Source organism: Ruegeria sp. ANG-R (assembly GCF_000813985.1).
GTDB lineage: Bacteria > Pseudomonadota > Alphaproteobacteria > Rhodobacterales > Rhodobacteraceae > Ruegeria.
The window spans coordinates 213,747-238,709 of sequence record NZ_JWLJ01000002.1 but is presented as its reverse complement, the minus strand read 5'-3'; the positions used below and the strand labels follow the sequence as shown (position 1 = coordinate 238,709).

The following is a 24,963-nucleotide window of genomic DNA, read 5'->3' as shown; positions in this document are numbered from 1 at the left end:
TCCGTCCTCAGTTCGCAAAGCCGGAAAACCGCCGGACGGTCTGGCCATCGACCAGCGCCCCGCCGCCTGCCACGACGATTTCATCCCCGTCCGACAGGCCCGAAAGCACACGAACATCACCGTTTTGCGTCGGTTCGATCGTGACGGGCACACGCACGACGGTGCCCTCGTCTGCGCCGGCAGGAGAGAACACCAGCACACCAAGCGCACCGTTTGCATCGGCGACAATGGCTGTTGGTGGCACGAAAATTCCAACCCGCTCGTCCTGCACCCGGACGGTGACGGTTACGGATGAGCCCGGCAGAATTTGCAGCCCCTCAGGGGGTGTCAGCCCGAACTGGATGCGAAAGGTCTGCCCCACACTGGAGGTTTCCGCGTCAAATTCCCGAATCTCCAACGGAAAGACATCGTCACTGGCCGGAAATTTGGCGGTGATCGTAATGTCATCTTCCTGTCTCGACCTCTGAAACAGTATCTCGGGTACATCGACCTCGATCCGCAGTTCAGACATATCGTGGATGCGCACGATCGGAGCGCCTGCGGCAACGGTTGTGAACGCTTCGACCGCGCGACTGGAAACCAATGCATCGAAAGGCGCGGTCAGGGTCGCGTGCTCCAGCGCATATTCTGCATCGCGTTCGGCGATTGCCGCCAGTTGCGCAGCGGTTTCGGCGTCGTCGACCGCAACCTGGCTGGCCGCGGTACCGCGCAGGCGCGACAGGCGGGCAAGCGTGCGGTTTGCCTGATCCTTTTGCAGGCGGGTCCGGTCGCGCTCCAGCTCGAAAGGTTCCTGATCCAGCCGGGCGATCAACCCCCCTTTTGGGATGACAAAGCCTTCGGTCACTGGCATTTCGACAATCTGCCCGGCAACCTGAAAGGCCAGATCAACCGTCTGACGGGCAGCGACGCGGCCGAAGAACTGCCGCGAGAAGCCGGGGGTCGTTTCGCTGACCTGCATCAGCTTCACAGGTTTAGGCGTGTCTTGCGCAGCGGCGGGGACCGCGAGTGCAAAGAGCACAAGGCTCAGAGAGGTCAGGAGTCGCATTTCTTCAATCCCTCGGGAATTCCGGTTTTCACAATATTGTCGCGAATTTTACGCGCGAGGCGCGCGAACTCGGCAGTTTCATCGCTGTTCAGGCCAGACGCGCTGCGAAATAGCTCTCCGGCAGTGGTGACCAACATGTTTCGCGCCTCTTCGCCCTGTTCCGTCAGAACCAAAAGCCAGGCGCGGCGATCTTCGGGATCGCGTTGGCGCGTCAAATACCCTGTCTGTTCAAGCGCGTCGGCAGTCGCGGTGATTGTTGACGGAACTGTCAACATGTCCGCTGCAAGCACACCCATGCGTTTGGGCGCATCCAGCTTGATCAGCATGTGACATTCCTGATGACTCAGGTCCGTTTCGATGCTGTCAAAACTCTCTTCCAGTTTCCAATAAAGCGCATAGACCCCCATCATCGCCTGAATCTCAGGGCTGAGGCGTCCCAATCTGGCGCTGATATCATCTGACATGAAACCGCTCCGCTCGAATCGCGCCGAAATATACTTCAGATTATGAACTATTCAAGTGATGAAGTGGATTGCCTGGCATTCCCTTGGGTCAACACACCTTGATCAACGGCGTCAGCGGCTGCATTTTGTGCAGATCACGAAATCAGGACCCGCCATGTATACCCCCGCCATCACCGGTACCGGTGTCTACACGCCAGAAAACGTAATCACCAATGCCGAGCTGGTCGAAGCATTCAACGCCTATGCCGACCGGATGAACGCCGAGAATGCCGAGGCCATCGCCGCCGGGCAACTGGAACCGATGCAGCATTCGTCGGAGGAATTCATCGTCAAGGCGTCGGGTATCGAGAGCCGCTATGTGATGGATAAGACCGGTGTGCTGAACCCGGACGTGATGCACCCGGCCCTGCGCCAGCGCAGTGACGACGAACCGGGGATCATGACCGAGATGGCCGTGGATGCCTGCCAGAAAGCACTGGCACAGGCGGGACGCGGGGCGGAAGATGTCGATCTGGTGATCTGCGCGGCCTCGAACCATGAACGTGCGTATCCGGCGGTCGCGATCGAAATTCAGCAGGCGCTTGGAATTCAGGGTTTCGGGTTCGACATGAACGTGGCGTGTTCGTCAGCCACCTTCGGAATACAGGCGGCGGCGGATATGGTGCGCTCCGGTTCGGTTCGGGCGGCGCTGGTGGTAAACCCGGAAATCTGCTCGGGGCACCTGGAATGGCGCGACCGTGATTGCCACTTCATCTTTGGCGATGTGGCCACCGCGACGCTGATCGAACGCGCCGAAAATGCGAAAGGGTCGCATTTCGAGATCATCTCGACCCGCTGCGCCACCGCGTTTTCCAACAATATCCGCAACAATAACGGCTTTCTGCGTCGTTCTCGTCCCGACGGGCTCACAGATCGCCGTGACATGCAATTCATGCAGAACGGCCGCAAGGTGTTCAAGGAAGTGCTGCCAATGGTCAGCAGGCACATCAGCGACCACATGGAGGCCGAAGGTATAGACAGCGGCAGCCTGAAACGTCTTTGGCTGCATCAGGCCAACAAGACAATGAACGACTTCATCGGCAAAAAGGTTCTTGGCCGTGAACCGAAAGCAGGCGAGCAACCTAACATTCTGCAAGATTACGCCAACACCTCGTCCGCCGGATCGATCATCGCCTTCTCGAAACATTCCGACGATCTGGAAGAGGGCGATGTGGGCCTGATCTGTTCGTTCGGCGCCGGATATTCGGTTGGGTCCGTCATCGTCAAACGGCATCAATAAGCCGCCAGAAGCCAATGGCTGACCCGGCTTTCACCGACGGTTGGTAAAGCCGAAGGGTTAAGCCGTTATCTCAAGATTTTTTCAGAAGAACGCAACCGCTCCTTCATCTTCGACCAACACATCGAGGATCGAATGCCTCGTGCATTCGAGTGATGTAACTATGGGAGCCCACCGTTATGGGAAAAAACAAACGAGTTGGATTGGCCGCATTCGTCGCTGCGCCATTTATCGGGTTCATGGCGACCGGCGTCGCAGCCGCAGAACCGCAGATCTGTACCGTCAACACCGCGCGCCTGGCCGCCAATGAAGGCGATTTCGACACGCTTTGCGGTTGTTCCCACGTAACACGTGGATTTGTCACGCATCTGCAAAAGCGTTCGGATTTTGATTCAATCCTGCAAAATACTGCGTCGCAATGTCCCGGCTTGACTCAGCTACTGACCGATCTGCCCACGGCGTCGATCGCCAGCACGAATGGCGGGGAAGATCGCAGCAGCGATCGGCCCTCTCAGTCGTCCGGCACGAGCGGCGGTGGAAACTCGGGCAATACCGGCGGAGGCCAGGGCGGAAGTGGTGACCCGGGTGAAGGCGGTGACAAGCCCGGCGATGGTGGTGGAAAAGGCGGTGGTGGCGACAAGCCCGGCAAAGGCGGCGGAAAAGGTGGTGGCGGCGACAAACCCGGAAAAGGTGGCGGAAAAGGTGGCGGTGGCGATAAGCCCGGTAAAGGTGGCGGCAAGGGCGGCGGTAAGGGAAAAAAGTAACCCACCCCAAAAGCAGACTATGACATTGAGGTCACGTACTGGGCTGCCCTTGCAGCTCAGTTCTTCAACCGGGACAGGAAGGTACCATCAGTCGCATGGCCCATCCAGATTGCCTCGGATGTCAGAACGTCAATTCACGCTTTCTTCTTCCAGGTGTAGCTTCATCTCGATCAGCACCTGCTGCAACATACTGGTCTCTTTCAGCAGCCGTTTCGCCTCATTCACGGTGATGATGCCATCTTCTATGGCCGATTGATATTCGGTCATCAGCATGGCGAACCGCTGGCTCAACGCTATGACGTCCGAATTCACCCCACCCGTACGCGGGCCATCCGAGTTTCGCCCGTCATACGACAACGTGATATTCTTCAGATCCGCCAGAGACGCAGTCACATGCGGATAGGACGCTACGTTCTCGAGTCGGGCAACGGCGTCCACAGGCATGAACCGGTCCGCATGTTCGGAATTGTCAGAATAATATCTACCCAGCGTCGCCTTGGATTTTCCGGTTATCTCGCACGCTGCTTCGATTCCCACATCTTTAACCAATGCCTCGGTATGCTTTTTCAGATAGGCCCCGATATCTGCCATTTTGCTACCCTTGTTACCTGCGCTCCCTTTCCTCCGCCTGTCCGTGCCGGGGGAAAGGGTAGGGAAATTTCCCATATTCGATTCATAATTGAAATGCCATAAATTGACTATCCCTCAGATATGCAGGGACTTTGTGAGTGAGTGGCGGCCGTTCGTGCCGGTAATGAGTGTATGCAAGGCAGGATTTTAGCCTTGTGGTGTATGGCCAAATGTTGGCCTACGGCGCCGCTGTCGCGGACGCGAGGTTATCCATCCCCAAGAGCATCTGCTCGGCCTCGGCTGTTGTGACGGCGGCGTCGCTTACGCCACCCGCTCGGACGGGTTGCCCAGACCCGTCAGGCGAATTAGACCCACGGCATGGCAAAGCTCTATTTCAACTATTCAACCATGAACGCGGGCAAATCGACTGTGCTGCTACAGGCCTCGCACAACTACCGTGAGCGCGGCATGGATACCTATCTAATGACCGCTGCAATCGACGGACGCGCCGGTGAAGGGCGAATCGCCTCACGAATCGGGATTTCCGAACATGCGGATATGTTTAGTCCCGACGACGATGTGTTTGCCATGATCGAAAATCGCCTGAAACAGGGGGGCATCGCTTGCGTGTTCATCGATGAAGCGCAGTTTCTGTCCGAAGATCAGGTCTGGCAACTTGCGCGTGCAGTCGACGATCTGAAGGTTCCGGTGCTGACCTACGGGTTACGGGTGGATTTTCAGGGCAAGCTGTTCCCCGGATCGGCGGCCCTGCTTGCTCTGGCCGACGAGATGCGCGAAGTGCGCACCATCTGCAAATGCGGACGCAAGGCGACGATGGTGATTCGTCAGGATGAAAACGGCAACACCATCACCGAAGGGGCGCAGGTACAGATTGGCGGGAACGAGACTTATGTCTCGCTCTGCCGTAAACACTGGCGTGAGGCCGTGGGCTCCTAGACCGGGTTGGGCAGAGATCGCCCGGCCATAAACGCCGCAACGTTGTCCAACGCCATATGACCCATATCGGTGCGCACCTCTTCGGTCGCGGTGCCGAGGTGGGGCAGCAGGGTCACATTTTCCATGGCGCACAAGGCTTGCGGAACCTTAGGCTCGAACTCGTAGACATCCAGCCCGGCGCCAGCGATCTGGCCCGTCTGCAGGGCGGTGATAAGCGCGGCCTCATCCACGACCTCTCCCCGCGCGATGTTTATCACAATGCCCGTGGGGTTCATGGATGTCAGGACCTGCGCATTGACCAGATGCCGTGTTTCCGCGCCACCAGGGACGGCTATGACAAGAAAATCCACTGCCGAAGCCAAAACGCTTAGATCGGATATATACTCGGCTGGAAATTCCAGTTGTTTCGGGTTGCGCGATTGATAAGAGACGGTCATGCCGAACCCGAAATGGCACCTCCGGGCGATGGCCTGCCCGATACGGCCCATGCCGACGATGCCTACTTTCTTGCCGGTCACGTGATGGCCCAGCATCTGTGTTGGGTGCCATCCCTGCCAACGACCTGACCTGACCAGCCGCTCCCCCTCGCCCGCGCGGCGGGCCGTCGTCAGCAACAGCGTCATGGCAATATCGGCGGTGGCATCGGTGACTGCGCCCGGAGTGTTGGTAACCGCTACCCCGGCAGCGTGTGCGGCGTCCACGTCGATATGATTGTAACCAACCCCGAAATTTGCCAGCAGTTTGCAGCGTGGTTCAGGCACCTGAGCAAAAATCTCTGCCGAAAACTGATCACCCAACGTTGGGACCACAACGTCAAACTCGGTCAGCGCCCGCAGAATCTCTTCCTGAGTCAGGAACGTGGTCTTACCGCGGATTTCCGCATCGAAGTCGGCGCGGGCACGCGCTTGGACAGCCGGAGGCATCGGTCGTGTGATCAGCAGTTTCATCAATGCATCCTTCCACCAACGGGGACCGCACCATCGGGGCCAATCAACACGATTTCCCCGTTTTCGTCAGGAAGACCCAGCACCAGAACCTCGGACATGAACCTGCCGATCTGGCGCGGGGGGAAGTTGACCACGGCCATCACCTGCTTGCCCACCAGCGTCGCCGGATCGTAGTGCGCGGTGATCTGAGCCGATGTTTTGCGCTCACCGATTTCATCGCCAAAATCGACCCACATCTTGATCGCGGGTTTGCGGGCCTCCGGGTACGGCTCGGCGCGGATCACCTCGCCAACGCGGATGTCGACCTTGAGAAAATCGTCGAATGTGATCTCACTCACGAGACAGCTCCTTGGATCGGTTGGTTGCAGCTTTGACGGCACGATGCAGCAGGTCCGGGAAACCCTCTTCTTCATGCATCAACACCTCCAGTGCGGCCTGAGTGGTGCCGTTGGGAGAGGTGACGTTGACCCGCAACTGCGAGGGGTGTTCATCAGCGGCCATCGCCAACGCCCCTGCTCCGGCGACGGTTGACTTGGCCAGCTTCATCGCCAATTCCGGCGGCAAGCCGTGCGCTTCGCCAGCTTGCGCCAGCGTTTCGATCAGGTGGAATACATAGGCAGGGCCCGAACCGCTGACCCCGGTGACGGCGTCCATTTGCGTCTCGTCATCCAATCGAACCGTCTCACCAATGGCCGAAAGCAGGTCTTCAGCCAATAGGATATCCGCGTCCGAGGTGTTGGCATTTCCGATCAGCGCCGTAATCCCCTGCCGAACCGCCGCAGGTGTGTTTGGCATCGCACGGATGATCGGCGTATCTGCCCCAATAACGTTCTCGAAAGTGGCCAGCGACGTGCCTGCCGCGACCGAAATGAACAGAGTATCGCCACCGCCCAGCGCCTGTATGGCCGGAAGGGCCTCGCCCATCATCTGCGGTTTGACGGCCACGAGCACAACTGCAGGCGCCTCGGGGAGAGCGGTGTTGATGTTGACGCCCTGCGCCTTCAGCCAATCCGAAGGATAGGGGTCAATCACCCAAACCGATGATGCAGGCAGACCATGTTCCAACCAGCCCGCAAGCATCGCCGAACCCATTTTGCCGCACCCCAGAAGCACGAGCCCCTGCTCGGCGACGCGCGAGATATCCATGACTGCCCCTCCCCTATGGTTCGGGGCAAAGCTTTACGCGCGACCGTAAGCCTCTGCAATGGCGACTTGCATCGCCTCTTCGGGGTTGCGATTGCCCCAGGTTACCAGTTGGATTGCCGGGTAATAGCGCTCGGCGCTCAGCACGGCGGCGGTGATCATTGTATCGATCTGTTCCGGACTGGCCATCTGCCCCCCGGCCAGCACCAGACCATAGCGATAGACCATCAGCTTCTGATTGGCCCAGTAGGTGAACGCACCGGCCCAACACTGATCGTTCATCTTGTTCAGCAGTTCATAAAGCTCGGTTTCGCGTTCTGCCGGAGGCTCCATCTCGAACGAACACACCATGCGCAGGGTCTCGTCGTAGTTCGACCATGCCAGGGTAATCGAATATGTGCGCCACTGTCCTTCGACGGCCATGGCAATCTGATCATCACCGATCCGGTCAAAATCCCAGTCGTGATGTTCGGCAATATGTTCAACAATGTCGATCGGATGAAGGTCTTCTTCGAGATACTGCTCGGAAAGGGCCATAATGCCACCTCACTAATCTCTAGCAATTTGGGGCTGGCAGCGCCCCAGCGCTAGTTGCCTGCTCTACAAGCCGGGCTTCCCCAGTCTGCCTGTACTAAATATGGTGCGACGTGAGCAAAGCGCTGGCAACCCTATTTATTGGGGATAACAGCAATAAGTTGTGGACAGTTGGCAACGCCGATCAAAATATTGGCGCTGGATGCAGCTTTGTCTTGATTAAATTCTGCAGAGCGGCAGAATACACAGCACCGCACAATCCAAGGCCGGATTGCGCGGCGGATGTTTTTCGCAAAATTTCTGAGAACTTGCTGGCTTTACTTGTCCAGCTTCGCCTCAAGCGCTGCAATACGCTGTTTGAGGGCGGCGTTTTCTTCGCGCGCTTTCTGCGCCATGGCACGCACAGCATCGAATTCTTCACGGGTGACGAAATCCCGGTCGGCCAGCCAGCGGTCCATCATGGATTTCATCGCATTCTCGGCCTCTTCCCGCGCCCCTTGCGCCACACCCATGGCGTTGGTCATCAGTTGAGACATATCGTCCAGAATCTTGTTACGGGTTTGCATGGGCTTTCTCCGATTTCGCGATTGCTCTCTATATGGGTAAAGATTGGCCCGGGCTCAAGGTTGACTTGCCCCGCAAACCCCGGGCAATGAGACGCACATGCAGGCTGTTCTGAATTTCCCCGATCTGTCACCCGAAATTTTCTCGATCTCTCTGTTCGGGATGGAGTTTGCGCTCAGGTGGTACGCGCTGGCCTATATCGTCGGCATCCTGATTGCGTGGCGCATGGCGCTGATGGCGCTTAGGCGGCCTGTGCTTTGGGCGGATGAAACCCCACCGATGCGCCCCGATCAGCTTGAGGATTTGGTCACCTGGATCATTTTGGGAGTGATTCTTGGCGGACGATTGGGGTTCGTCCTGTTCTATCAGCCCGCATATTACCTGTCGCATCCGCTGGAAATTTTGATGGTCTGGCAGGGTGGCATGGCGTTCCATGGCGGTCTGTTGGGCGTGGTGATCGCCACGTATCTGTTCGGCAGGCGCCACACTATCCCGATTCTTTCGCTGGGTGATCTGGTTGCCTACACGGTGCCGCCCGGATTGCTGCTGGGACGATTGGCGAATTTCACCAATGCCGAGCTTTGGGGGCGGCCGAGCGAGGTACCATGGGCGGTGATCTTTCCAGGGACCGCGGCCCAGGATTGCCCCGGTGTTGTAGCTGGAATGTGTGCCCGCCATCCATCGCAACTGTATGAGGCGGCGCTTGAGGGGCTGGTCCTTGGAGCGCTTCTGATATGGCTGGCCTATCGACGCGGCGCATTTCAAAGGCCCGGCCTAGTCATGGGTGTGTTTCTGGCGGGTTACGGCGCGTCGCGGTTTTTCGTCGAGTTCTTCCGCCAGCCCGATGCGCAGTTCGTCTCGCCCGGCAACCCGCTGGGGCTGGCGTGGCATGTTGGCGGGTATGGTCTGACGATGGGACAGTTCCTGTCGCTGCCGATGATTGCGCTTGGTCTTTGGTTCGCATTGCGGGCTCGGCGCAGATCATGAACCTGAAGGATCGTCTGCTTCTGCGCATTCAGAATGATGGCCCCATGACCATCGCCGACTATATGACCGAGTGCCTGATGCACCCGGAACATGGGTACTATACAACCCGCGATCCGCTGGGTGTTCGCGGCGATTTCACCACCGCCCCGGAAATCAGCCAGATGTTCGGAGAGCTTATCGGACTGTGTCTGGCGCAAACCTGGCTGCAGCAGGGCAAACCCGAACGGATCGTACTGGCCGAGCTTGGCCCGGGGCGCGGTACGATGATGGCGGACATCCTGCGCGCCACTCAGAGCGTACCCGGCTTTCACGACGCGGCAGAGATCGCATTGCTCGAAGCCTCGCCCGTCTTGCGCAAAGTCCAATCCAAGACGCTGCGGGGTTATGAGCCGAAATGGATCGAGGCAATTTCCGATCTTGACGACCTTCCCCTGTTTCTGGTGGCGAACGAGTTCTTCGATGCCCTGCCCATCCGCCAATTCCTGCGCGACGGCGACGCTTGGCGTGAGCGGCTGGTCGGCAGCGATGGGGATTCGCTTGCATTCGGCCTCGGTTCGCAAAAGGCTCATGCTGCACTGAACGAACGCCTCAAGGACACGCGGGATGGTGATCTGGTGGAACTTTGCACGGCCGCCGTCCCCGCGCTGAATGCCATCGCGGGGCACATCACACGCTGCGGCGGGGCCGCGTTGATTGTCGACTATGGTGACTGGCGATCGCTTGGGGACACGCTGCAGGCGTTGCGGGCGCACGAAACCGCCGCTCCGCTGGACCAGCCGGGTCAGGCAGATCTGACCGCACATGTCGACTTTGAGATTCTGGCAGGTGCGGCACATGCCGCAGGGTGCAACCACACAAAGTTGACCCCGCAAGGCGTGTTCCTTGAGCGGCTTGGCATCACGACACGCGCGCAATCGCTTGCCGCCCCGCTAAGCGGGTCACAGCTTGAGACGCTGATCGCCGCACATCGACGGTTGACGCATCCCGAGGAAATGGGAAACCTGTTCAAAGTACTGGGCCTTTATCCGCCAAACGCCGCGCCGCCACCGGGACTGGAGCCATGACATTGGAAATCCTCACCTCAGACATGCTGTCCCCCGTGCGGCACGGGTTTTTCAGCCGGCGCGGCGGCGCATCCTCCGGTATTTTCGCGGGCCTCAATTGCGGAACCGGGTCAACCGATCTGGCCGAAGCCGTGGCGCTGAACCGTCGTCGTGTCGCCGACGCGATGGAGGTCGCTCCCGAAGCCATGATCGGCGTGCACCAGGTACATTCTCCGACCGTGATTACGGTTGACGGGCCGATGACGGGCGACAAACCGAAAGCGGACGCGGTTGTGACGTCGACGCCGGGTCTGGCGCTGACGATTCTGACCGCGGATTGCCAGCCGGTGCTGTTTGCCGATCCTGACGCAAATGTGATCGGCGCCGCACATGCGGGCTGGCGCGGTGCCTTGGACGGAGTGCTGGAAGCAACGCTGGACGCGATGGAAGCGTTGGGGGCCAACAGGGAAAAGACCGTTGCCGTGATCGGACCAACGATTTCACAACGCGCCTACGAAGTGGGGTCCGAGTTTCTGGATAACTTCCTCGCCGACACGCCCGATAATGCGCGTTTCTTCGTGAATGGCAAAGGCGACAGGATGCATTTCGACCTGCCGGCCTTTGGCTTGCACCGTCTGCGTCAGGCCGGAATCGGCGATGCCGAATGGATTCGGCACTGCACTTATTCAGACCCTGACAGATTTTATTCCTACAGGCGCACAACCCACGCCAATGAGGTCGACTACGGCAGATTGATCTCTGCGATCAGGTTGTAAATCTGGCCCGAATTGAGGCGACATTGCCCAGTTTTCGCCACATTTCTTGTGTTTATCTGAGTAAGAATCGTCTCAAAATTTCACCAATGCTCAGACGGTTACCCCATGCCGGGGCAACAGGGTATTGGCGACACCAAGGAAGAGGTACCTGTAACCTTCATTTTGTCCTCAATTCATCCCGGATCAGCCTTATAGGCGCCGCAAATCAGCGTCACATTAGCTTCATAAACGGGAACCGGGCACCACGCCCTATCGAAGCAGGACAATGAACATGAAATCGAAATCACGCTTTCTCAGTGCCGTTTTCGCGGCTGTCAGAGATCAGGAACCGGAAATGCCCTGGAAGCGGGTTTCAAGTCACTCTGTCAGAGTTGCACGCCGTCTGGCGGCAAGACGCTGACACAGCAACCCCATGAGACCAGCTGCCGGTCTCAACGGGCACAACACATACTGGATGATGCTCCGGTCCGGTATGTGTGGTCGCGATCAGGATCGCGGTCAGGTTTCGGAGCGTGTGTGTGCAGGCAATTGCAGCCTGCGGTTTACGAGTTTGTCTGGGGGGTCAAGAACTTGGCCAAAACACTGACGTTTACTTTGTTGGCGCCGCGCACTTGCGGCAACCAATCTGTGTTTGCCCCTTTGTTTAAAGGCAAAGAACAAGGCCGTCTGGCGGGACTGCACGGGGGTTCAACCCGTCTGGACGGAATTTAGAGGGGACGGAATATTATGACTATTCCAAATTCTCTGGCCCGCGCTGCCAGAAACGCGGTCGAGACATCTGCGCTGCTGCGCGATACGCCTCGTCCGACGACAACACAAAAGGCCCAGCTTCGACGTTACGAGGTATGTTCTCTGCTGAAAAACGGGGATATTTCGCAGACCCGCCATATCGCACCTGCTTTACCAATGTTCGAAGATGCGTTCTGCGCTTTCACACGCGGTTCGCTGGTCGAGACACCGCATGGCCCGATGGCCATTGAAGACCTGCTGCCCGGTGATGACGTTCTCACGCAGGACGGCTCGTCCGAGACAGTGCTTTGGAAAGGGTCCGTCACATTGATCCCCGGACGCGAGGATACGCGCGGGCGCACCCGGCCGCTTACAAGAATCATGGCCGATACGTTCGGTATGCAAAAACCGATGTCGGGTGTCATCACAGGACCTGCAGCGCGCCTGCTTGGCACCCCCGCGCACATGCGCCACCTGAATGACGGGCAACCCATCCTGACACCTGTCAGCGAGTTTCAGGATGGAATGAGTGTTGTGGAAACCCTGCCGCCAACACCGGTTGAGCTGTTTCACATTTGCGTTGCAAGACATTCGGTAATCCGTGTCGACGGTCTGCAGTTCGAGACCTATCACCCGGGCGTGAATGCAGTGCGCATGATCAGTCACTCTTTGCGTTCGATCTATCTGAATCTATTCTCACATATCGAATCGCTGAACGATTTTGGGCCGTTGCTCTTGCCAAGAGCTGGAGATGGTGAAATTGACGCTTTGACAGCGTAGAATGGTTAACGATTACTGCAAGTGTGGGGGCATCATGCAGATTTTATTAAGTTGGGCTTTGTCCTTGGCCGTGGCGGCGATGCTGCCACCCTGTGCCGTGGATCAATCTCGGAACAGGTTCAGGCCGTCCGGTTCATCCGGTCTTCCAGCACGTCAAATGGTACGCCTGGCTCGTCTTTTGCGCCTCGGATAACCAGCGAGGTTTTGACGCTGGCCACGTTCGGCGTGGTCAGCAATTCGCCTGTGAGGAACTGCTGAAAGCTGCTGAGATCCGGTGCGACGCATTTCAGGATGAAATCCACCTCGCCGTTCAGCATGTGGCATTCGCGAACCAGGGGCCAGTCGCGGCAACGATCCTCAAAAGCGCTGAGTTCGGATTCGGCCTGGCTTTCGAGCCCGACCATGGCAAAGACCTGCACTTCGAAACCCAGTTCGCGGGCGTTCACGTCGGCATGGTAACCGTGGATGTAACCCGAATCCTCCAACGTCCGCACCCGTCGCAGACAGGGCGGGGCCGATATTCCAACACGTTTGGCAAGCTCAACATTGGTCATCCGGCCATCGGCCTGCAGCTCCGCAAGAATCTTGCGGTCGATTTCATCCAACCGGGTCGTGACCATCGAATGCTCCTGAGTTTTTCAGTTGTTATATCAGCAGCCCCGAGGGGCGCAATAATATTTCACAGTCACGCAATTTTCGTTATTTCAGAAACATCTTTGATCGCAGAGACGATCACCAGGCGCATCACGGGCTTGCAGTATGTAGGGGCTTTAAGCCCTGCCCGACGGTCGCTATATCGATCCGCACCGGACTACATGTCCGCCGAGGCAGTTTGAGTGGGGGTACCATGGCCGAAACACGACACACCAAGGTTCTGATCATCGGGTCGGGGCCTGCAGGATATACCGCGGGCGTTTATGCAAGTCGGGCCATGCTGGAACCGATTCTGGTACAGGGTATCGAGCCGGGCGGACAGCTGACCACCACCACCGAGGTCGAAAATTGGCCCGGAGACACCGAGGTTCAGGGCCCCGATCTGATGGTGCGTATGCAGGACCACGCCAAGGCCATGGGGTGCGAGGTCATCGGCGATATCATCAGCGATCTGGACCTCAGCCAACGGCCATTCACCGCCAAAGGCGACAGCGGCACGGTTTACACCGCAGACGCTGTGATTCTGGCCACAGGTGCGCGTGCCAAATGGCTGGGCCTGCCATCCGAAGAGAAATTCAAGGGCTTCGGCGTTTCGGCCTGCGCCACCTGTGACGGGTTCTTCTATCGTGGACAGGAAATCGTTGTGATCGGGGGCGGCAACACCGCCGTAGAAGAGGCGCTGTTCCTGACCAACTTCGCCAGCAAAGTCACCCTGATCCACCGCCGTGACGAACTGCGGGCCGAGAAGATCCTGCAGGATCGTCTGCTCAAGAACGAGAAGATCGAGCCGCTGTGGTTCCATGAATTGGACGAGGTCGTTGGCACTGATGCTCCGCTGGGCGTCGAAGGCGTAAAGGTCAAGAATGTAAAGACCGGTGAGATCACCGAAATCCCCTGCAAAGGTGTCTTTGTCGCCATCGGTCATGCACCCGCAAACGAGCTGGTCAAGGACACGCTGGAAACCCATATGGGCGGTTACGTCGTCACCAAGCCGGGAACCACCGAAACCTCGGTGCCAGGCGTGTTTGCCGCCGGTGATCTGACCGATCACGTGTATCGTCAGGCCGTTACCAGCGCCGGAATGGGCTGCATGGCCGCCCTGGATGCCGAGCGTTTCCTGGCGGAGAACGACTAAGATGATCACAGAATTCTCCGGCCCGGTCTGGAGAATTCTGTTCCACACCCAACTAAGCGATCCACTGGCCCCTGCCCGCGCGCCCGAAGGCCGGTTCCATCATTCCGGTCAATTCGCGCTCTATGCGTCACTGAGCGCCGAAGGGGCCGGGGTTGCCATTCGACGCTATGTTTCGCGAAATGATCCAGCGCGGGTGATTCAGCAGTTTCAGATATCAAAGGCGCAGTTGTTGGATTTACGGGGTCGGGCCTCTGCCTCTGTCATCTGGCAGAATCTGCGAGCAACCGGCGCCGCATCTCCGACGTGGCATTTCTCGGATGAGGCGCGTGCAATCGGCGCCGACGGGCTGCTATACAGCTCACGTTCGAGGTCCGAACTCAGCCATCTTGTGCTGTTCAGGGCCGAACCCGCGTTGATACGATCCGTAAGCGCCGCGCAGGACTGGCTCCCTGAAAGCTGAGCACACCCGCCTTGACCGGCGCCCGACACCATATCAGGATCGACTCAGGCAACGCGAAGAACAGGTAAGCTTTTGGACAACGCTCTTTGGCGCGGCGGATGGATGAGCCGGCTCAGAATCGCAAGTGGCCTTGTGCTGTTTGTCTTTGCGTTCTTTCATTTCATCAATATCGGCCTTGGTTTATTTGACACCGATCTGCTGCACGGAATGCAAGATGGGCGCAAAAGCCTAAGCCGTCATTTTATTGGCAGCATTGTGATTTACGGGGCATTTCTGCTCCATATGGGCCTGGCGCTGATCTCGATCGCGCAACGCCGCACCCTCAGGATGCCGTTCAGCGTTGCACTACAGGTCGTTCTGGGTCTGTTGATTCCGCTGCAGCTGCTCTCACATCTGGTCCAGACCCGATACGCGCATGAGATTTTCGAGGTTAATGACGAAATGGGTTACATCATCATCCTGATGTGGCCCAACACCGCGATCTGGTTGCAAAGCCTGCTGTTGCTGCTGGTCTGGGTACACGGGTGCATCGGGCTGCATATGTGGCTGCGGCTGACCCGCTGGTGGCGCAGGTTGGTGCCGTATTTGATCGGCGTCGCCGTATTCGTGCCCGGCTTTGCCCTTGCGGGTCTTCTTACCGAAGGTCGGCGTATCTGGACGGATTTCGCCGATCCGGACCTGCGCGAACAATATATCGAACACTATAACTGGCCGTCGCAAGAGGAATTCCAGTTGCTGTTCACCGTCAAAGACAACGCACTGATGGTGTTCTGGGTTGCCCTCGCCCTGACTGCACTGATCTATTTCGGGCGCAAGCTATGGCGACGGAGGCACTCGGTCCGGGTACGCTATGTCAATGGGCCCGAAGTCGTGGCCGAGAAAGGCATGACCCTGTTGGAAATGTCGCGCGCAAATGGAATCCCGCACACCGCGCTATGTGGTGGCAAGGGACGCTGCACAACCTGTCGTGTCGTCGTTGAAGAAGGGGCCGATCAACTGCACCCTCCCACCGAGGTCGAGGCCCGAAGCCTGAAGGCCGTCGGCGCCCCCGAGGGCACACGTCTGGCCTGCCAGACGCGCCCGACCGATCCGGTCACGGTGTTTCGGGTTTTCCGCCCGGACGGCGCCCGCGACCGCGCTCATGCCAGTCAGGGGCAGGAGCGGCAATTGGCGGTTCTGTTTCTGGACATGCGCGGATTTACCGCCCGCACGACCGGACAGCTGCCTTATGACATCGTGTTTCTTTTGAACCGTTTCTTTGACGCGATAGTCCCGGCGATCACCGCGCAGGGCGGTGTGGTCGACAAATACATGGGCGATGGCTTGCTGGCGATGTTCGAAACAGCAGACGCCGCGAGTTCCGCAAGCGCGGGTCTGCGGGCGGCATCGGGCATCGGGCGGGCGCTGGAAAGGTTCAATCAGCAGCTCGGCGCAGAAGGCAGCCCGCCTGTTCGCATCGGTATGGGGCTGCATCTGGGCGATCTTGTGCTGGGTGAAATCGGCGCGGCAAAACACGCCCCGCGCACCATCATCGGTGATGCTGTAAATGTAGCCAGTCGTCTGGAAGCAGAAACCAAGGGATTGAGCGTCGAACTCCTTGTCTCCAACACAGTGTTGAGCGCGGCCGGATTGCACTGCAATCCCGACGATCTGCGCGATTTCAATTTGCGTGGCGTTTCCGAACCCGTGCCAGCCCTGCCCGTCACGCGCGCAGCCGAGCTGGATTCGCATATCTCGCCACCGGAACAGATTGCCTGAGATGCGGCTTCAGGATCAGGAGTCGTGGGATTTTTTCAGCACCCCGAAACAAAAACCGGAAAATCTTTCCATTCCGGGAAAAAACCGCACATATCCTCCTTTGTTTCTGTCAGTCTATGGACTTCATCCTCAGGTCGGGGCACATGCCTCGCCAACACCTCTGAATTAAAAGCAAACAACACGGTAACAAGAGATTTCCGATGACGATGTTAAGCAATCTAGCCCCGATCCCCGAGCTCTATGTTTCTTACGAATCCGCATTGAAGCTGAAGGTCGAAGCTGCAGACCTGACCAGCTGGGATCTGAGCCCCCGGCAGATTTGTGATCTGGAACTGCTTATGAATGGCGGGTTCAATCCTTTGAAAGGCTTTCTGAGTGAGGCGGACTACGACAATGTGGTTGAAAATATGCGCCTTGCCAACGGAACGCTGTGGCCGATGCCGATCACGCTGGACGTCGATGAGGAATTCGCGGCAGCCATCGAACTGGGTCAGGATATCGCCCTGCGCGATCAGGAAGGTGTCATCCTTGGCACGATGACCGTGACCGACCGCTGGACACCTGACAAGGCGCGCGAAGCTGAGAAGGTTTTTGGTGCCGATGATGATGCGCATCCGGCGGTGAATTATCTGCATAACGTAGCTGGCAAGGTCTATCTGGGCGGTCCTGTCACCGGCATCCAGCAGCCGGTTCATTATGATTTTAAGGCGCGCCGCGACACGCCGAACGAACTGCGCGCCTTCTTCCGCAAGCTGGGATGGCGCCGGATCGTTGCGTTCCAGACCCGCAATCCGTTGCACCGGGCGCACCAGGAGCTGACCTTCCGCGCCGCGAAAGAGGCGCAGGCCAACCTGCTGATCCATCCGGTCGTAGGCATGACCAAGCCCGGCGACGTCGATCACTTTACCCGCGTGCGCTGCTATGAGGCCGTACTGGACAAATACCCGGCCTCGACCACGTCGATGTCGCTGTTGAACCTGGCCATGCGCATGGCCGGCCCTCGCGAGGCCGTCTGGCACGGGTTGATCCGCGCCAACCACGGCTGCACCCACTTTATTGTGGGACGTGACCATGCCGGGCCGGGCAAGAACTCGGCTGGTGAGGATTTCTATGGGCCATACGACGCGCAGGACCTGTTCCGCAAATTCCAAGACGAAATCGGCGTTGAAATGGTCGATTTCAAACACATGGTTTATGTGCAGGAACGCGCCCAGTATGAGCCCAACGACGAGATTCTGGACAAGGACAATGTCACGATCCTGAACATCTCGGGCACTGAACTACGGCGTCGCCTGCGCGAAGGGCTGGAGATCCCTGAATGGTTCTCGTTCCCGGAAGTGGTGCAGGAGTTGCGCAACCGCTTCCCGCCCCGGTCACAACAAGGGTTTACGGTGTTCTTCACCGGCTTCTCGGGTTCGGGCAAATCCACCATCGCCAATGCTTTGATGGTCAAGCTTATGGAGACCGGAGATCGTCCGGTCACCCTGCTGGATGGGGATATCGTGCGTAAGAACCTGTCGTCGGAACTGGGCTTTTCCAAAGAGCACCGCGATCTGAACATCCGCCGCATCGGTTACGTCGCCAGCGAGATCACCAAAAACGGCGGCATCGCCATCTGCGCCCCGATTGCGCCTTACGCTACCACCCGGCGCGCTGTGCGGGAAGAGATCGAACAATTCGGCGCCTTCTGCGAAGTGCATGTGGCGACCAGCATTGAGGAATGCGAACGTCGCGACCGGAAGGGCCTGTACAAGCTGGCACGAGAGGGCAAGATCAAAGAGTTCACGGGAATTTCAGACCCCTATGATGTGCCTGAACACCCGGAACTGAGCGTCGAGACCGAGAATGTCGAGGTCGATCACTGCGCTCATCAGGTCTTGCTGAAACTGGAAAGCATGGGGCTGATCGCCGCCTCGTAACCGCGATCATTCGCCAGCATAGAAGGCTCCCGGCCCACCGGGGGCCTTCTTTGCTTTATTGCATTGCGTGTTTCAGCCCGACAGCGCGACCTGCCCCCGCATCAGAACATAACCGCGCCCTGCGACCTTGATTCCGGTCATGGCGTCAGATGGTCCGACCCGAGTGACGCGCGCCTGACCGGGTCGGCCCATATCGTGCCCCTGCTCGGCGATGAATGTCTCGGCATCCATCAAACCGTGCTTCCAAAGATATGCCGCCATGGCCCCGGTCGCGGACCCGGTGAACGGGTCTTCGGGCGGGCTGGGCGGTGCCATCAACAGGCGCGAGAAGGTATCTCCCAGATCGGTTGCGCCGTCGAGCGCAACCAGAAACGGTTCGGCCATGTCAGACCCCGAGAAACCCGCTCGTTCCGAGATTTTGCCGAGTGATGCGACATCCAGCTTTGCAGCACGCAGTGCCTCGTGATCGCGCAAGACAGTGATGCAGAAAGGCAGCCCGGTCGAAACGAACTGCGGTGGCGCGATAATCGCCTCTTCCGGCAATCCAATGACACTGGCAACCAGATCGGCGGGCACATGGTCGCCGAATTGCGGGGCGATCTGGGTCATCTCGATCTCGTCCGCATCCAGCCGGATCGACACAATCCCCGCCCCGGTTTCAAGCGTCAGCGTGTCACCGCTGGTCAGACCACGCGATCGCATCGCTGCGACTGTCGCGATGGTTGGGTGTCCGGCAAAGGGAATCTCACGGCTGGCAAGGAAATAGCGGACCCGGATATCTGCCACCTCGGATGGCCCGGTAAATGTGCACTCGACCAGTGAGGTTTCCCGAACGAATGCCATACAGAGGTCTTCCGACAGCCCAGCGCCATTGTGCACCACAGCGCAACCATTGCCGCCGAAAGCGCGGTCGCTGAACGCGTCTACCCAGTCAAATTCGAACCAGCTCATACGTGATCTCCTGCTTGCCCCTTACCGGCTCAGATGTTTCGCGGCTGCGACAGCGCATGTCACGTCAATTCGTGGAGTTTCGAGACCGTTTCAGTGAACGGCCACCGGAGACAGGTCGTGTTCACGCGCCAGCACAAAGGCCAGCTTGCGGTCGGCCACCAAAGCCAGTTGCTGACCATCGGAATCGTGAACCGCATAAAGCTGATCCAGATCACCTGCCTGCTCGCGCACATCTTTTGGCAAATCCGCCACATCCACGGCTTTCACGTAAACGATCCGGGTGCCTTCTGCGTTGATTTCAATCGGTGTATTCATTGCTCTTACCCCTTCTTGATGTTGATTGTCTGAACCACGGTTTCAGGCACGGCGCGGGTCAGGTCCACATGCAACAGACCGTTCTCCATGATCGCCTCGCCCACCTCGACCCCGTCAGCCAACACAAACATGCGCTGGAACTGGCGTGCCGCGATGCCGCGGTGCAGGAATATGCGCCCCTCGCTGTCGTCGCGCTGACGGCCCCGGATCACCAACTGGCGATCCTCGATTGTGATCGACAGATCCTCTTCCGCAAATCCGGCCACGGCCAGCGTGATGCGATAGGAAAAATCCGAGGTCTGTTCGATGTTATAGGGCGGGTATCCTTCGTTACCGGCCTTTGCAGACCGTTCCAGAAGGCGTTCCAACTGCTCGAACCCCAACAGATGCGGGTATGAGCCTAAGGTAAGTTTCGACACGTGTTCGTCCTTGTTGTCAAAGCGACGTATTCTGCGGCCCCGTTGTGGCAACCGCGTGGTATAGAATATGGGAAGATACGGGGATGTCCACAAGGTCTGGCCGGATAAACCCTGACACACTATCTTGTGTGGAAAGCACCACTTGTAACACTGAGTCGCCCATGAACGCGCCCACCGATCTTTCAATGAAAACCGATGAAGTCCTGCGGGTGGAGTTAGAGGTCTTTCGCCGCCAGCACCGCGATCTGGACGAAGCGATCGAGGCGCTGCAGGCCAAGGGGACCTCGGACCAGTTGACGATCAAACGGCTGAAAAAGCAGAAACTGCGCCTCAAAGACATTATTCGTCTGATCGAAGACCGATTGACCCCCGATATCATCGCCTGAAACGCGTGTACCGCATTGCCACATAAGCGGATTTGGCTATAGTGCGCGCTCTTTCCGATGGCAGGGGCACTGAGGCTATGAGCGATGTGAAAGTAGGGATCATCATGGGCAGCCAGTCGGACTGGCCCACGATGAAGGAGGCCGCCGATATTCTGGATGAGCTGGGCATCGCGTATGAGGCACGCATCGTCTCAGCCCACCGTACCCCGGATCGCCTTTGGGACTACGGTAAAACCGCTGTTGCCCGTGGCCTGCAGGTCATCATCGCCGGCGCAGGCGGCGCGGCGCATCTACCGGGCATGATGGCTTCCAAAACACGCGTGCCGGTGATCGGTGTCCCGGTGCAGACCCGAGCTCTGTCTGGGGTGGATTCGCTGTATTCCATCGTGCAGATGCCGAAAGGGTTTCCGGTAGCAACCATGGCCATCGGATCGGCCGGGGGGGCGAATGCAGGGCTGATGGCCGCAGGCATTCTGGCGCTGCAGGATGTGGAACTGGCGGATCGGCTCGATACATGGCGCGAGGCCCTGTCCGCCTCGATCCCCGAGGCGCCGCAGGGATGAGCCGCATCGGCCTCATCGGCACCGGCCACATCGCGGCCCCGATTGCGCGGCTTATGGCTTCGAAAGGGCATGACATTCACGTCACCTCGCGGAACGCGCAGATTTCCGAGGCCCTGAAAGCAGAGCTTGGGGTCGGTGTTGGTACCCCGCAAGAGGTAATCGACGCCTCGGATATCGTCTTTTTGTGTCTGCGCCCTCAGATTGCAGCCGAAGTTCTGCAGCCACTAACATTTAGGGCCGGTCAGCAGATCGTTTCGGTTATGGCCGCTGTTTCTGAAAACCAGCTCGCCACGCTTTGTGCACCTGCTTCGGAGTTTGTACAGACGATCCCGCTGGGCTTTCTGCAAACCGGTGGCTGTCCGCTGGCGGCCTATGGCAACAGCGACCTGTTGGCTGGGCTTTTCGAGCCCCAAAACCCGGTGGTGAAAGTCGTGGACGAGGCCGCGCTGAATGCGCATTTTGCGATCTGCGCCATGGTACCCGGCATTCTGGACCTGATGGCAACCGGGGCCGAGTGGCTGGCTGGCCAAACCGGAGACAAGGTTGGGGCCGAGTTCTATACCACGCAGCTCATGTCGGGCTTTCTTGCGACGATGCCCAAGGGTCAGGCAGGTGAGCTGGCAAAAGAGCGCGATGCGCTTGCGACTGAGGGCACGTTAAGCCTTCAGATGACAGATACACTGCAGTCCGAGGGCGCGCATGACGCGTTGCGCACCGCCCTGACCGTAATTAGCAAACGATTGGAGGCCTGACCATGGCAGATATGCTCACCCCCGGTGCGACGATCGGGATATTGGGCGGCGGCCAGCTGGGTCGGATGCTGTCCGTCGCGGCGGCGCGGCTGGGGTTCAAAACCCACATCTTCGAGCCGGGTGCGAACCCGCCGGCCGGTCAGGTGGCAGATCAGGTCACGACCGCCGCTTATGATGACGCCGACGCATTGAATACCTTTGCGGATTCGGTGGATGTGATCACCTACGAGTTCGAAAACATCCCCACGCAGGCGCTGGATCTGCTTGAGGCACACCGCCCCATACGCCCGGGACGCGAGGCGTTGCGGGTCAGTCAGGACCGCTTGACCGAGAAGACCTTTCTGCAAGGTTTGGGCCTGCAAACAGCGCCTTTTGCTGACATCTCCCATTTGAACAGCCTGCGCGCTGCAATTGATAAGATTGGCACCCCCGCCATCCTGAAAACCCGCCGCTTCGGCTATGACGGCAAGGGTCAGGCCCGGCTGCGCGCACCCGAAGATGCTGAGGCGGCATTGGCGGATATGGCAGGCGCGCCGTCCATTCTGGAAGGGTTTGTGGACTTCAGCCACGAGGTCTCGGTCATCGCCGCGCGCGGTCTGGACGGTCGGGTTGCCTGTTTCGATCCGGGCGAAAATGTCCACCGCGACGGCATCTTGCACACAACAACAATACCGGCGCGCCTGTCTCCGGCTCAGCGGACAGATGCGGTATTGCTGGCCGCCAACATTCTCAACGCGCTGGATTATGTCGGTGTTATGGGGGTCGAGTTGTTCGTGACGCCACAAGGACTGATCGTGAACGAAATCGCGCCACGTGTTCATAATTCGGGCCACTGGACGCAGAATGGCTGCGCTGTGGATCAGTTCGAACAGCATATTCGCGCCGTGGCCGGCTGGCCTTTGGGCGACGGTCAGCGGCACTCGGACGTCGTGATGGAAAACCTGATCGGGCACGATATGGACCGGATACCGGAACTTGCCCGCGAACGGGATGTGGCGTTGCATCTTTATGGAAAGGCCGAGGTAAAGGCGGGCCGCAAGATGGGGCACTTCAACCGGATTTCCAGATGAACCTATCGCGCTGGCGCGCGATGCCTCCGGCGGGGATATTTTTGGCCAGATGAAGCTGGGGTCAGTTCAGGAACCGCATCGCGATATCACCGGACATGTAGCTGACGCGCCCGCCCGCAAAGGTGGCCGCAACACGGTGGGTCGCAGCGTCCAGTATCACCAGATCAGCACGTTTTCCCGGCTGCAGCGTTCCACGGTCTGCAAGGCCCAGAACCTTCGCGGGACCGGATGACACCAAGGCCCAGGCGCTGGCGAGATCAAGCAACCCCGACTTGGCCAACATCAACGCCGCGCGGCGCGGACTGGGGTAGTGGTAATCCGATGCCAGTGCATCGCACAGGCCCATCGCGATCAGGTCCACGGCGCTGGCGTTTCCTTTATGCGATCCGCCCCGCACAACATTGGGTGATCCGAGAATGATTCGATCCCCACCCGCTCTGGCCGCTTCGGCCGCTTCGAGCGTTTCGGGGAATTCCGAGATAGTGGCCCCCCGCGCACGCCACTCGGCGCGACTCGGCGCGCTGGAGTCATCGTGGCTGCCCAGCCGAACGCCTTGATCGATGAGCTCAGAACAAAGCTTATCCAAAGCTGCCGGCACTTCGGCGCTGCGCGTATGCATGGATAGCAGCATCTCAAAATGAGCGTCGGGGTTGCGCCCGGCCTTCAGCGCCTGACCGGTCAGGCGCGGCGGTTTGCGCCCCTCTGCCAGCCGATCATGCGGCAGATGATCGTTCAGGACCACATAAGGGACCTGCCAATCAGCGATACGTTCGGGCAGGGCCTCGTAATCGTCCAGCATATGAGTTTCAAAGCGCAGCTGTGGGATCAGATCGGTCACCACATCGTCCTTGACCGAGACGATGGCATCAAAAACCTGACCGGCAAATTCGGGGCCGCGCACCCCACCTTCCCAGCTGTGGAACTGAGCCAGAACGGCGGTCGTGATGCCGTTTGCCGCCAGTTCCGCCTCGACCGAGAGAATGCCTTCTGCCATCTGCTTCATCGCCCCACGGCGCGGCGCGATGTGGCGTTCGAACCCGTCGCCATGCAGATCAACGATGCCCGGCAGGACAAGATAGCCCGACAGATCAACCTCTCGCCCTGCCCTGTCGGCCTGAACGATACCATCCGCGATTGCCAGCTCGGCGCGCGACACCGAGCCGCCCGGCAGCAGAACGTCCGCGCCGGTCAATGTCAGATCTAGTGAATTCATTGAGTCGGCTCCGATTCGGGTTCAGCGCAGTCTTCCCCCAGGCAGATCTGGTCAATGATATCCAACACCCCATCCAGCCAGGTAATCTGGGGATCGAACTGTCCGAACTCGATGAAATGCAGGGTCTGGGCCATAACACGCGGATTGTTCATCATGAACGTATGCGTCACCGGCAAGACGATGTGATCTGCCATACCCTCGACCTTTGTGGTCTCTATCGAGACTTTGCCGTCGTCCGGCCCATCGATCAGAGACGAGAACAACGGGTTCAACGAGTTTTCGCCAGCGATCACTCCAAGATCGAAATCCACAGGCGGCAGACGGCGTGGAATACCCTCTGGTCCGGTGCCCAACGCCAGGCCGGCAGGACCGTTCAGAAAGCCGAACACCTCCCAGGCACCAAGCTCATCCACCAGTTGGCTGCCCTGGTTCGGAGGTCCGAGCATGACAACGCGTCCCAGATTCTCGGGATCGTTGTCCTGCAGCCAATAGCGCAAAAGAATTCCGCCCATCGAATGGGCCACCACGTTCACCGTATCGTCCCCACAGGCCGCGAACGCGCCGGGCAAGGTCTGATTGGCGAGGTCAGGTATCGGTAAGTCAGTCGACGGGTAACCGGGCCGAACCACGGTGTAGCCATGGGCATCAAAGAGCTGTTCCATCACGGTAAACGAGGCTTCGGTGCGCGCAAGACCGTGCAGCAGGACCACGCATTTTGCGTGGACCATCGCGGGGGCAAGGCACAGGAAGACGGCAGCGAGAAACTTCATACCTGCCAGATAAGCCCTA

Annotated in this window: 29 protein-coding genes; 15 read left to right on the top strand and 14 right to left on the bottom strand. The window is 58.7% G+C overall.

The features are described from left to right. Positions 1-7: 7 nt before the first annotated feature. Entirely contained in the window at positions 8-1,045 is a 1,038-nt protein-coding gene (locus RA27_RS09790; RefSeq protein WP_039537817.1) for an efflux RND transporter periplasmic adaptor subunit, read from the bottom strand. Next, the gene (locus tag RA27_RS09785; RefSeq protein WP_039537814.1) at positions 1,033-1,509 is read right to left on the bottom strand and encodes a MarR family transcriptional regulator; all 477 of its coding nucleotides are present in this window, start codon (positions 1,507-1,509) and stop codon (positions 1,033-1,035) included. Before RA27_RS09785 ends, RA27_RS09790 begins: the two co-directional genes overlap by 13 nt. Positions 1,510-1,663: 154 nt before the next feature. On the opposite strand from RA27_RS09785, the gene RA27_RS09780 reads away from it, so the two are divergent. Next, positions 1,664-2,788, top strand: coding sequence for a beta-ketoacyl-ACP synthase III (locus RA27_RS09780; protein ID WP_039538176.1), 1,125 nt, complete (start codon positions 1,664-1,666; stop codon positions 2,786-2,788). A gap of 176 nt (positions 2,789-2,964) precedes the next feature. Then, the gene (locus RA27_RS23135) at positions 2,965-3,549 is read left to right on the top strand and encodes a hypothetical protein (RefSeq protein WP_052265244.1); all 585 of its coding nucleotides are present in this window, start codon (positions 2,965-2,967) and stop codon (positions 3,547-3,549) included. Between the two features lie 129 nt (positions 3,550-3,678). Here RA27_RS23135 and RA27_RS09770 read toward each other — a convergent pair whose 3' ends face one another. Continuing rightward, complete coding sequence (locus RA27_RS09770; protein ID WP_039537811.1) at positions 3,679-4,140, bottom strand: hypothetical protein; 462 nt, start codon at positions 4,138-4,140, stop codon at positions 3,679-3,681. Between the two features lie 357 nt (positions 4,141-4,497). On the opposite strand from RA27_RS09770, the gene RA27_RS09765 reads away from it, so the two are divergent. Then, positions 4,498-5,076 (top strand): thymidine kinase, encoded by a 579-nt coding sequence (locus tag RA27_RS09765; RefSeq protein ID WP_039537808.1) that lies wholly within the window; start codon positions 4,498-4,500, stop codon positions 5,074-5,076. On the opposite strand, the gene RA27_RS09760 is transcribed toward RA27_RS09765, so the two are convergent. The 5 genes from RA27_RS09760 to RA27_RS09740 form a co-directional block, all read right to left on the bottom strand. Then, on the bottom strand, positions 5,073-6,023 hold the full coding sequence (locus RA27_RS09760; protein ID WP_039537805.1) for a D-glycerate dehydrogenase: 951 nt from the start codon (positions 6,021-6,023) through the stop codon (positions 5,073-5,075). The two genes, RA27_RS09765 and RA27_RS09760, sit on opposite strands and share 4 nt — an antisense overlap. Next, entirely contained in the window at positions 6,023-6,361 is a 339-nt protein-coding gene (locus RA27_RS09755) for a tRNA-binding protein (protein WP_039537803.1), read from the bottom strand. The genes RA27_RS09760 and RA27_RS09755 overlap by 1 nt, the downstream gene beginning before the upstream one ends. Then, a complete protein-coding gene (proC, locus tag RA27_RS09750; RefSeq protein ID WP_039537800.1) occupies positions 6,354-7,169 on the bottom strand; it encodes a pyrroline-5-carboxylate reductase in 816 nt (271 codons plus the stop codon). The genes RA27_RS09755 and proC overlap by 8 nt, the downstream gene beginning before the upstream one ends. Positions 7,170-7,202: 33 nt before the next feature. After that, a complete protein-coding gene (locus RA27_RS09745; protein ID WP_039537797.1) occupies positions 7,203-7,703 on the bottom strand; it encodes a YbjN domain-containing protein in 501 nt (166 codons plus the stop codon). Between the two features lie 314 nt (positions 7,704-8,017). Beyond that, positions 8,018-8,266, bottom strand: a complete 249-nt coding sequence (locus RA27_RS09740) for an accessory factor UbiK family protein (RefSeq protein WP_039537794.1) — start codon at positions 8,264-8,266, stop codon at positions 8,018-8,020. 97 nt (positions 8,267-8,363) lie between these two features. On the opposite strand from RA27_RS09740, the gene lgt reads away from it, so the two are divergent. The 4 genes from lgt to RA27_RS09715 all read left to right on the top strand — a co-directional run bounded on the left by lgt (position 8,364) and on the right by RA27_RS09715 (position 12,579). Then, the gene (gene lgt, locus RA27_RS09735) at positions 8,364-9,251 is read left to right on the top strand and encodes a prolipoprotein diacylglyceryl transferase (RefSeq protein ID WP_039537791.1); all 888 of its coding nucleotides are present in this window, start codon (positions 8,364-8,366) and stop codon (positions 9,249-9,251) included. Next, positions 9,248-10,315: an SAM-dependent methyltransferase gene (locus tag RA27_RS09730; protein WP_039537789.1), complete on the top strand. Its 1,068-nt coding sequence runs from the start codon at positions 9,248-9,250 to the stop codon at positions 10,313-10,315. The genes lgt and RA27_RS09730 overlap by 4 nt, the downstream gene beginning before the upstream one ends. Further along, entirely contained in the window at positions 10,312-11,070 is a 759-nt protein-coding gene (pgeF, locus tag RA27_RS09725) for a peptidoglycan editing factor PgeF (protein ID WP_039537786.1), read from the top strand. Before RA27_RS09730 ends, pgeF begins: the two co-directional genes overlap by 4 nt. Positions 11,071-11,796: 726 nt before the next feature. Further along, on the top strand, positions 11,797-12,579 hold the full coding sequence (locus RA27_RS09715) for a Hint domain-containing protein (RefSeq protein ID WP_039537779.1): 783 nt from the start codon (positions 11,797-11,799) through the stop codon (positions 12,577-12,579). Between the two features lie 119 nt (positions 12,580-12,698). Here the strand turns inward: RA27_RS09715 and RA27_RS09710 are convergent, their stop codons facing one another. Continuing rightward, positions 12,699-13,199: an Lrp/AsnC family transcriptional regulator gene (locus RA27_RS09710; protein WP_039537776.1), complete on the bottom strand. Its 501-nt coding sequence runs from the start codon at positions 13,197-13,199 to the stop codon at positions 12,699-12,701. 227 nt (positions 13,200-13,426) lie between these two features. Between RA27_RS09710 and trxB the strand changes: the two genes are divergently transcribed. The 4 genes from trxB to RA27_RS09690 all read left to right on the top strand — a co-directional run bounded on the left by trxB (position 13,427) and on the right by RA27_RS09690 (position 18,505). Further along, positions 13,427-14,368, top strand: a complete 942-nt coding sequence (gene trxB, locus RA27_RS09705) for a thioredoxin-disulfide reductase (RefSeq protein WP_039537773.1) — start codon at positions 13,427-13,429, stop codon at positions 14,366-14,368. A 1-nt stretch (position 14,369) separates the two neighbouring features. Then, entirely contained in the window at positions 14,370-14,828 is a 459-nt protein-coding gene (locus tag RA27_RS09700) for an RES family NAD+ phosphorylase (protein ID WP_039537770.1), read from the top strand. Between the two features lie 102 nt (positions 14,829-14,930). After that, a complete protein-coding gene (locus RA27_RS09695; RefSeq protein WP_039537767.1) occupies positions 14,931-16,586 on the top strand; it encodes an adenylate/guanylate cyclase domain-containing protein in 1,656 nt (551 codons plus the stop codon). 200 nt (positions 16,587-16,786) lie between these two features. Next, the gene (locus RA27_RS09690) at positions 16,787-18,505 is read left to right on the top strand and encodes a bifunctional sulfate adenylyltransferase/adenylylsulfate kinase (RefSeq protein WP_039537764.1); all 1,719 of its coding nucleotides are present in this window, start codon (positions 16,787-16,789) and stop codon (positions 18,503-18,505) included. Positions 18,506-18,577: 72 nt separating this feature from the next. On the opposite strand, the gene RA27_RS09685 is transcribed toward RA27_RS09690, so the two are convergent. The 3 genes from RA27_RS09685 to RA27_RS09675 all read right to left on the bottom strand — a co-directional run bounded on the left by RA27_RS09685 (position 18,578) and on the right by RA27_RS09675 (position 20,190). After that, positions 18,578-19,456, bottom strand: coding sequence for a PhzF family phenazine biosynthesis protein (locus RA27_RS09685; protein ID WP_039537761.1), 879 nt, complete (start codon positions 19,454-19,456; stop codon positions 18,578-18,580). 90 nt (positions 19,457-19,546) lie between these two features. After that, positions 19,547-19,771, bottom strand: coding sequence for a DUF1150 family protein (locus tag RA27_RS09680; RefSeq protein WP_039537758.1), 225 nt, complete (start codon positions 19,769-19,771; stop codon positions 19,547-19,549). A 5-nt stretch (positions 19,772-19,776) separates the two neighbouring features. Further along, positions 19,777-20,190 carry an Hsp20 family protein gene (locus RA27_RS09675; protein WP_010441788.1) on the bottom strand — a complete coding sequence of 138 codons (414 nt, stop codon included), beginning with the start codon at positions 20,188-20,190 and terminating at the stop codon, positions 19,777-19,779. A gap of 161 nt (positions 20,191-20,351) precedes the next feature. On the opposite strand from RA27_RS09675, the gene RA27_RS09670 reads away from it, so the two are divergent. The 4 genes from RA27_RS09670 to RA27_RS09655 all read left to right on the top strand — a co-directional run bounded on the left by RA27_RS09670 (position 20,352) and on the right by RA27_RS09655 (position 22,961). Then, positions 20,352-20,576: a DUF465 domain-containing protein gene (locus RA27_RS09670; RefSeq protein WP_010441787.1), complete on the top strand. Its 225-nt coding sequence runs from the start codon at positions 20,352-20,354 to the stop codon at positions 20,574-20,576. Between the two features lie 77 nt (positions 20,577-20,653). Next, positions 20,654-21,139: a 5-(carboxyamino)imidazole ribonucleotide mutase gene (gene purE, locus RA27_RS09665; protein WP_039537755.1), complete on the top strand. Its 486-nt coding sequence runs from the start codon at positions 20,654-20,656 to the stop codon at positions 21,137-21,139. Beyond that, positions 21,136-21,891 (top strand): NAD(P)-binding domain-containing protein, encoded by a 756-nt coding sequence (locus tag RA27_RS09660; protein WP_039537752.1) that lies wholly within the window; start codon positions 21,136-21,138, stop codon positions 21,889-21,891. Before purE ends, RA27_RS09660 begins: the two co-directional genes overlap by 4 nt. Positions 21,892-21,893: 2 nt before the next feature. Next, the gene (locus tag RA27_RS09655; protein WP_039537749.1) at positions 21,894-22,961 is read left to right on the top strand and encodes a 5-(carboxyamino)imidazole ribonucleotide synthase; all 1,068 of its coding nucleotides are present in this window, start codon (positions 21,894-21,896) and stop codon (positions 22,959-22,961) included. Between the two features lie 61 nt (positions 22,962-23,022). Here RA27_RS09655 and RA27_RS09650 read toward each other — a convergent pair whose 3' ends face one another. Both RA27_RS09650 and RA27_RS09645 read right to left on the bottom strand, forming a co-directional pair. Next, a complete protein-coding gene (locus RA27_RS09650) occupies positions 23,023-24,174 on the bottom strand; it encodes an alpha-D-ribose 1-methylphosphonate 5-triphosphate diphosphatase (protein ID WP_039537746.1) in 1,152 nt (383 codons plus the stop codon). Continuing rightward, on the bottom strand, positions 24,171-24,944 hold the full coding sequence (locus RA27_RS09645) for an alpha/beta fold hydrolase (RefSeq protein ID WP_039537743.1): 774 nt from the start codon (positions 24,942-24,944) through the stop codon (positions 24,171-24,173). Before RA27_RS09645 ends, RA27_RS09650 begins: the two co-directional genes overlap by 4 nt. Positions 24,945-24,963: the final 19 nt, after the last annotated feature.

Bases quoted from the DNA above. Each gene is read 5' to 3' on its own strand.
- RA27_RS23135 (WP_052265244.1), top strand. From the start codon at position 2,965: ATGGGAAAAAACAAACGAGTTGGATTGGCCGCATTCGTCGCTGCGCCA.
- proC (WP_039537800.1), bottom strand. From the start codon at position 7,169: ATGGATATCTCGCGCGTCGCCGAGCAGGGGCTCGTGCTTCTGGGGTGC.
- RA27_RS09680 (WP_039537758.1), bottom strand. From the start codon at position 19,771: ATGAATACACCGATTGAAATCAACGCAGAAGGCACCCGGATCGTTTAC.
- RA27_RS09780 (WP_039538176.1), top strand. From the start codon at position 1,664: ATGTATACCCCCGCCATCACCGGTACCGGTGTCTACACGCCAGAAAAC.
- RA27_RS09655 (WP_039537749.1), top strand. From the start codon at position 21,894: ATGGCAGATATGCTCACCCCCGGTGCGACGATCGGGATATTGGGCGGC.
- RA27_RS09730 (WP_039537789.1), top strand. From the start codon at position 9,248: ATGAACCTGAAGGATCGTCTGCTTCTGCGCATTCAGAATGATGGCCCC.
- RA27_RS09770 (WP_039537811.1), bottom strand. From the start codon at position 4,140: ATGGCAGATATCGGGGCCTATCTGAAAAAGCATACCGAGGCATTGGTT.
- RA27_RS09670 (WP_010441787.1), top strand. From the start codon at position 20,352: ATGAACGCGCCCACCGATCTTTCAATGAAAACCGATGAAGTCCTGCGG.
- RA27_RS09785 (WP_039537814.1), bottom strand. From the start codon at position 1,509: ATGTCAGATGATATCAGCGCCAGATTGGGACGCCTCAGCCCTGAGATT.
- RA27_RS09765 (WP_039537808.1), top strand. From the start codon at position 4,498: ATGGCAAAGCTCTATTTCAACTATTCAACCATGAACGCGGGCAAATCG.
- pgeF (WP_039537786.1), top strand. From the start codon at position 10,312: ATGACATTGGAAATCCTCACCTCAGACATGCTGTCCCCCGTGCGGCAC.
- RA27_RS09740 (WP_039537794.1), bottom strand. From the start codon at position 8,266: ATGCAAACCCGTAACAAGATTCTGGACGATATGTCTCAACTGATGACC.
- RA27_RS09760 (WP_039537805.1), bottom strand. From the start codon at position 6,023: ATGAAACTGCTGATCACACGACCGATGCCTCCGGCTGTCCAAGCGCGT.
- RA27_RS09645 (WP_039537743.1), bottom strand. From the start codon at position 24,944: ATGAAGTTTCTCGCTGCCGTCTTCCTGTGCCTTGCCCCCGCGATGGTC.
- purE (WP_039537755.1), top strand. From the start codon at position 20,654: ATGAGCGATGTGAAAGTAGGGATCATCATGGGCAGCCAGTCGGACTGG.
- RA27_RS09685 (WP_039537761.1), bottom strand. From the start codon at position 19,456: ATGAGCTGGTTCGAATTTGACTGGGTAGACGCGTTCAGCGACCGCGCT.
- RA27_RS09790 (WP_039537817.1), bottom strand. From the start codon at position 1,045: ATGCGACTCCTGACCTCTCTGAGCCTTGTGCTCTTTGCACTCGCGGTC.
- RA27_RS09660 (WP_039537752.1), top strand. From the start codon at position 21,136: ATGAGCCGCATCGGCCTCATCGGCACCGGCCACATCGCGGCCCCGATT.
- RA27_RS09690 (WP_039537764.1), top strand. From the start codon at position 16,787: ATGACGATGTTAAGCAATCTAGCCCCGATCCCCGAGCTCTATGTTTCT.
- RA27_RS09650 (WP_039537746.1), bottom strand. From the start codon at position 24,174: ATGAATTCACTAGATCTGACATTGACCGGCGCGGACGTTCTGCTGCCG.
- RA27_RS09745 (WP_039537797.1), bottom strand. From the start codon at position 7,703: ATGGCCCTTTCCGAGCAGTATCTCGAAGAAGACCTTCATCCGATCGAC.
- RA27_RS09700 (WP_039537770.1), top strand. From the start codon at position 14,370: ATGATCACAGAATTCTCCGGCCCGGTCTGGAGAATTCTGTTCCACACC.
- RA27_RS09715 (WP_039537779.1), top strand. From the start codon at position 11,797: ATGACTATTCCAAATTCTCTGGCCCGCGCTGCCAGAAACGCGGTCGAG.
- lgt (WP_039537791.1), top strand. From the start codon at position 8,364: ATGCAGGCTGTTCTGAATTTCCCCGATCTGTCACCCGAAATTTTCTCG.
- trxB (WP_039537773.1), top strand. From the start codon at position 13,427: ATGGCCGAAACACGACACACCAAGGTTCTGATCATCGGGTCGGGGCCT.
- RA27_RS09710 (WP_039537776.1), bottom strand. From the start codon at position 13,199: ATGGTCACGACCCGGTTGGATGAAATCGACCGCAAGATTCTTGCGGAG.
- RA27_RS09695 (WP_039537767.1), top strand. From the start codon at position 14,931: ATGAGCCGGCTCAGAATCGCAAGTGGCCTTGTGCTGTTTGTCTTTGCG.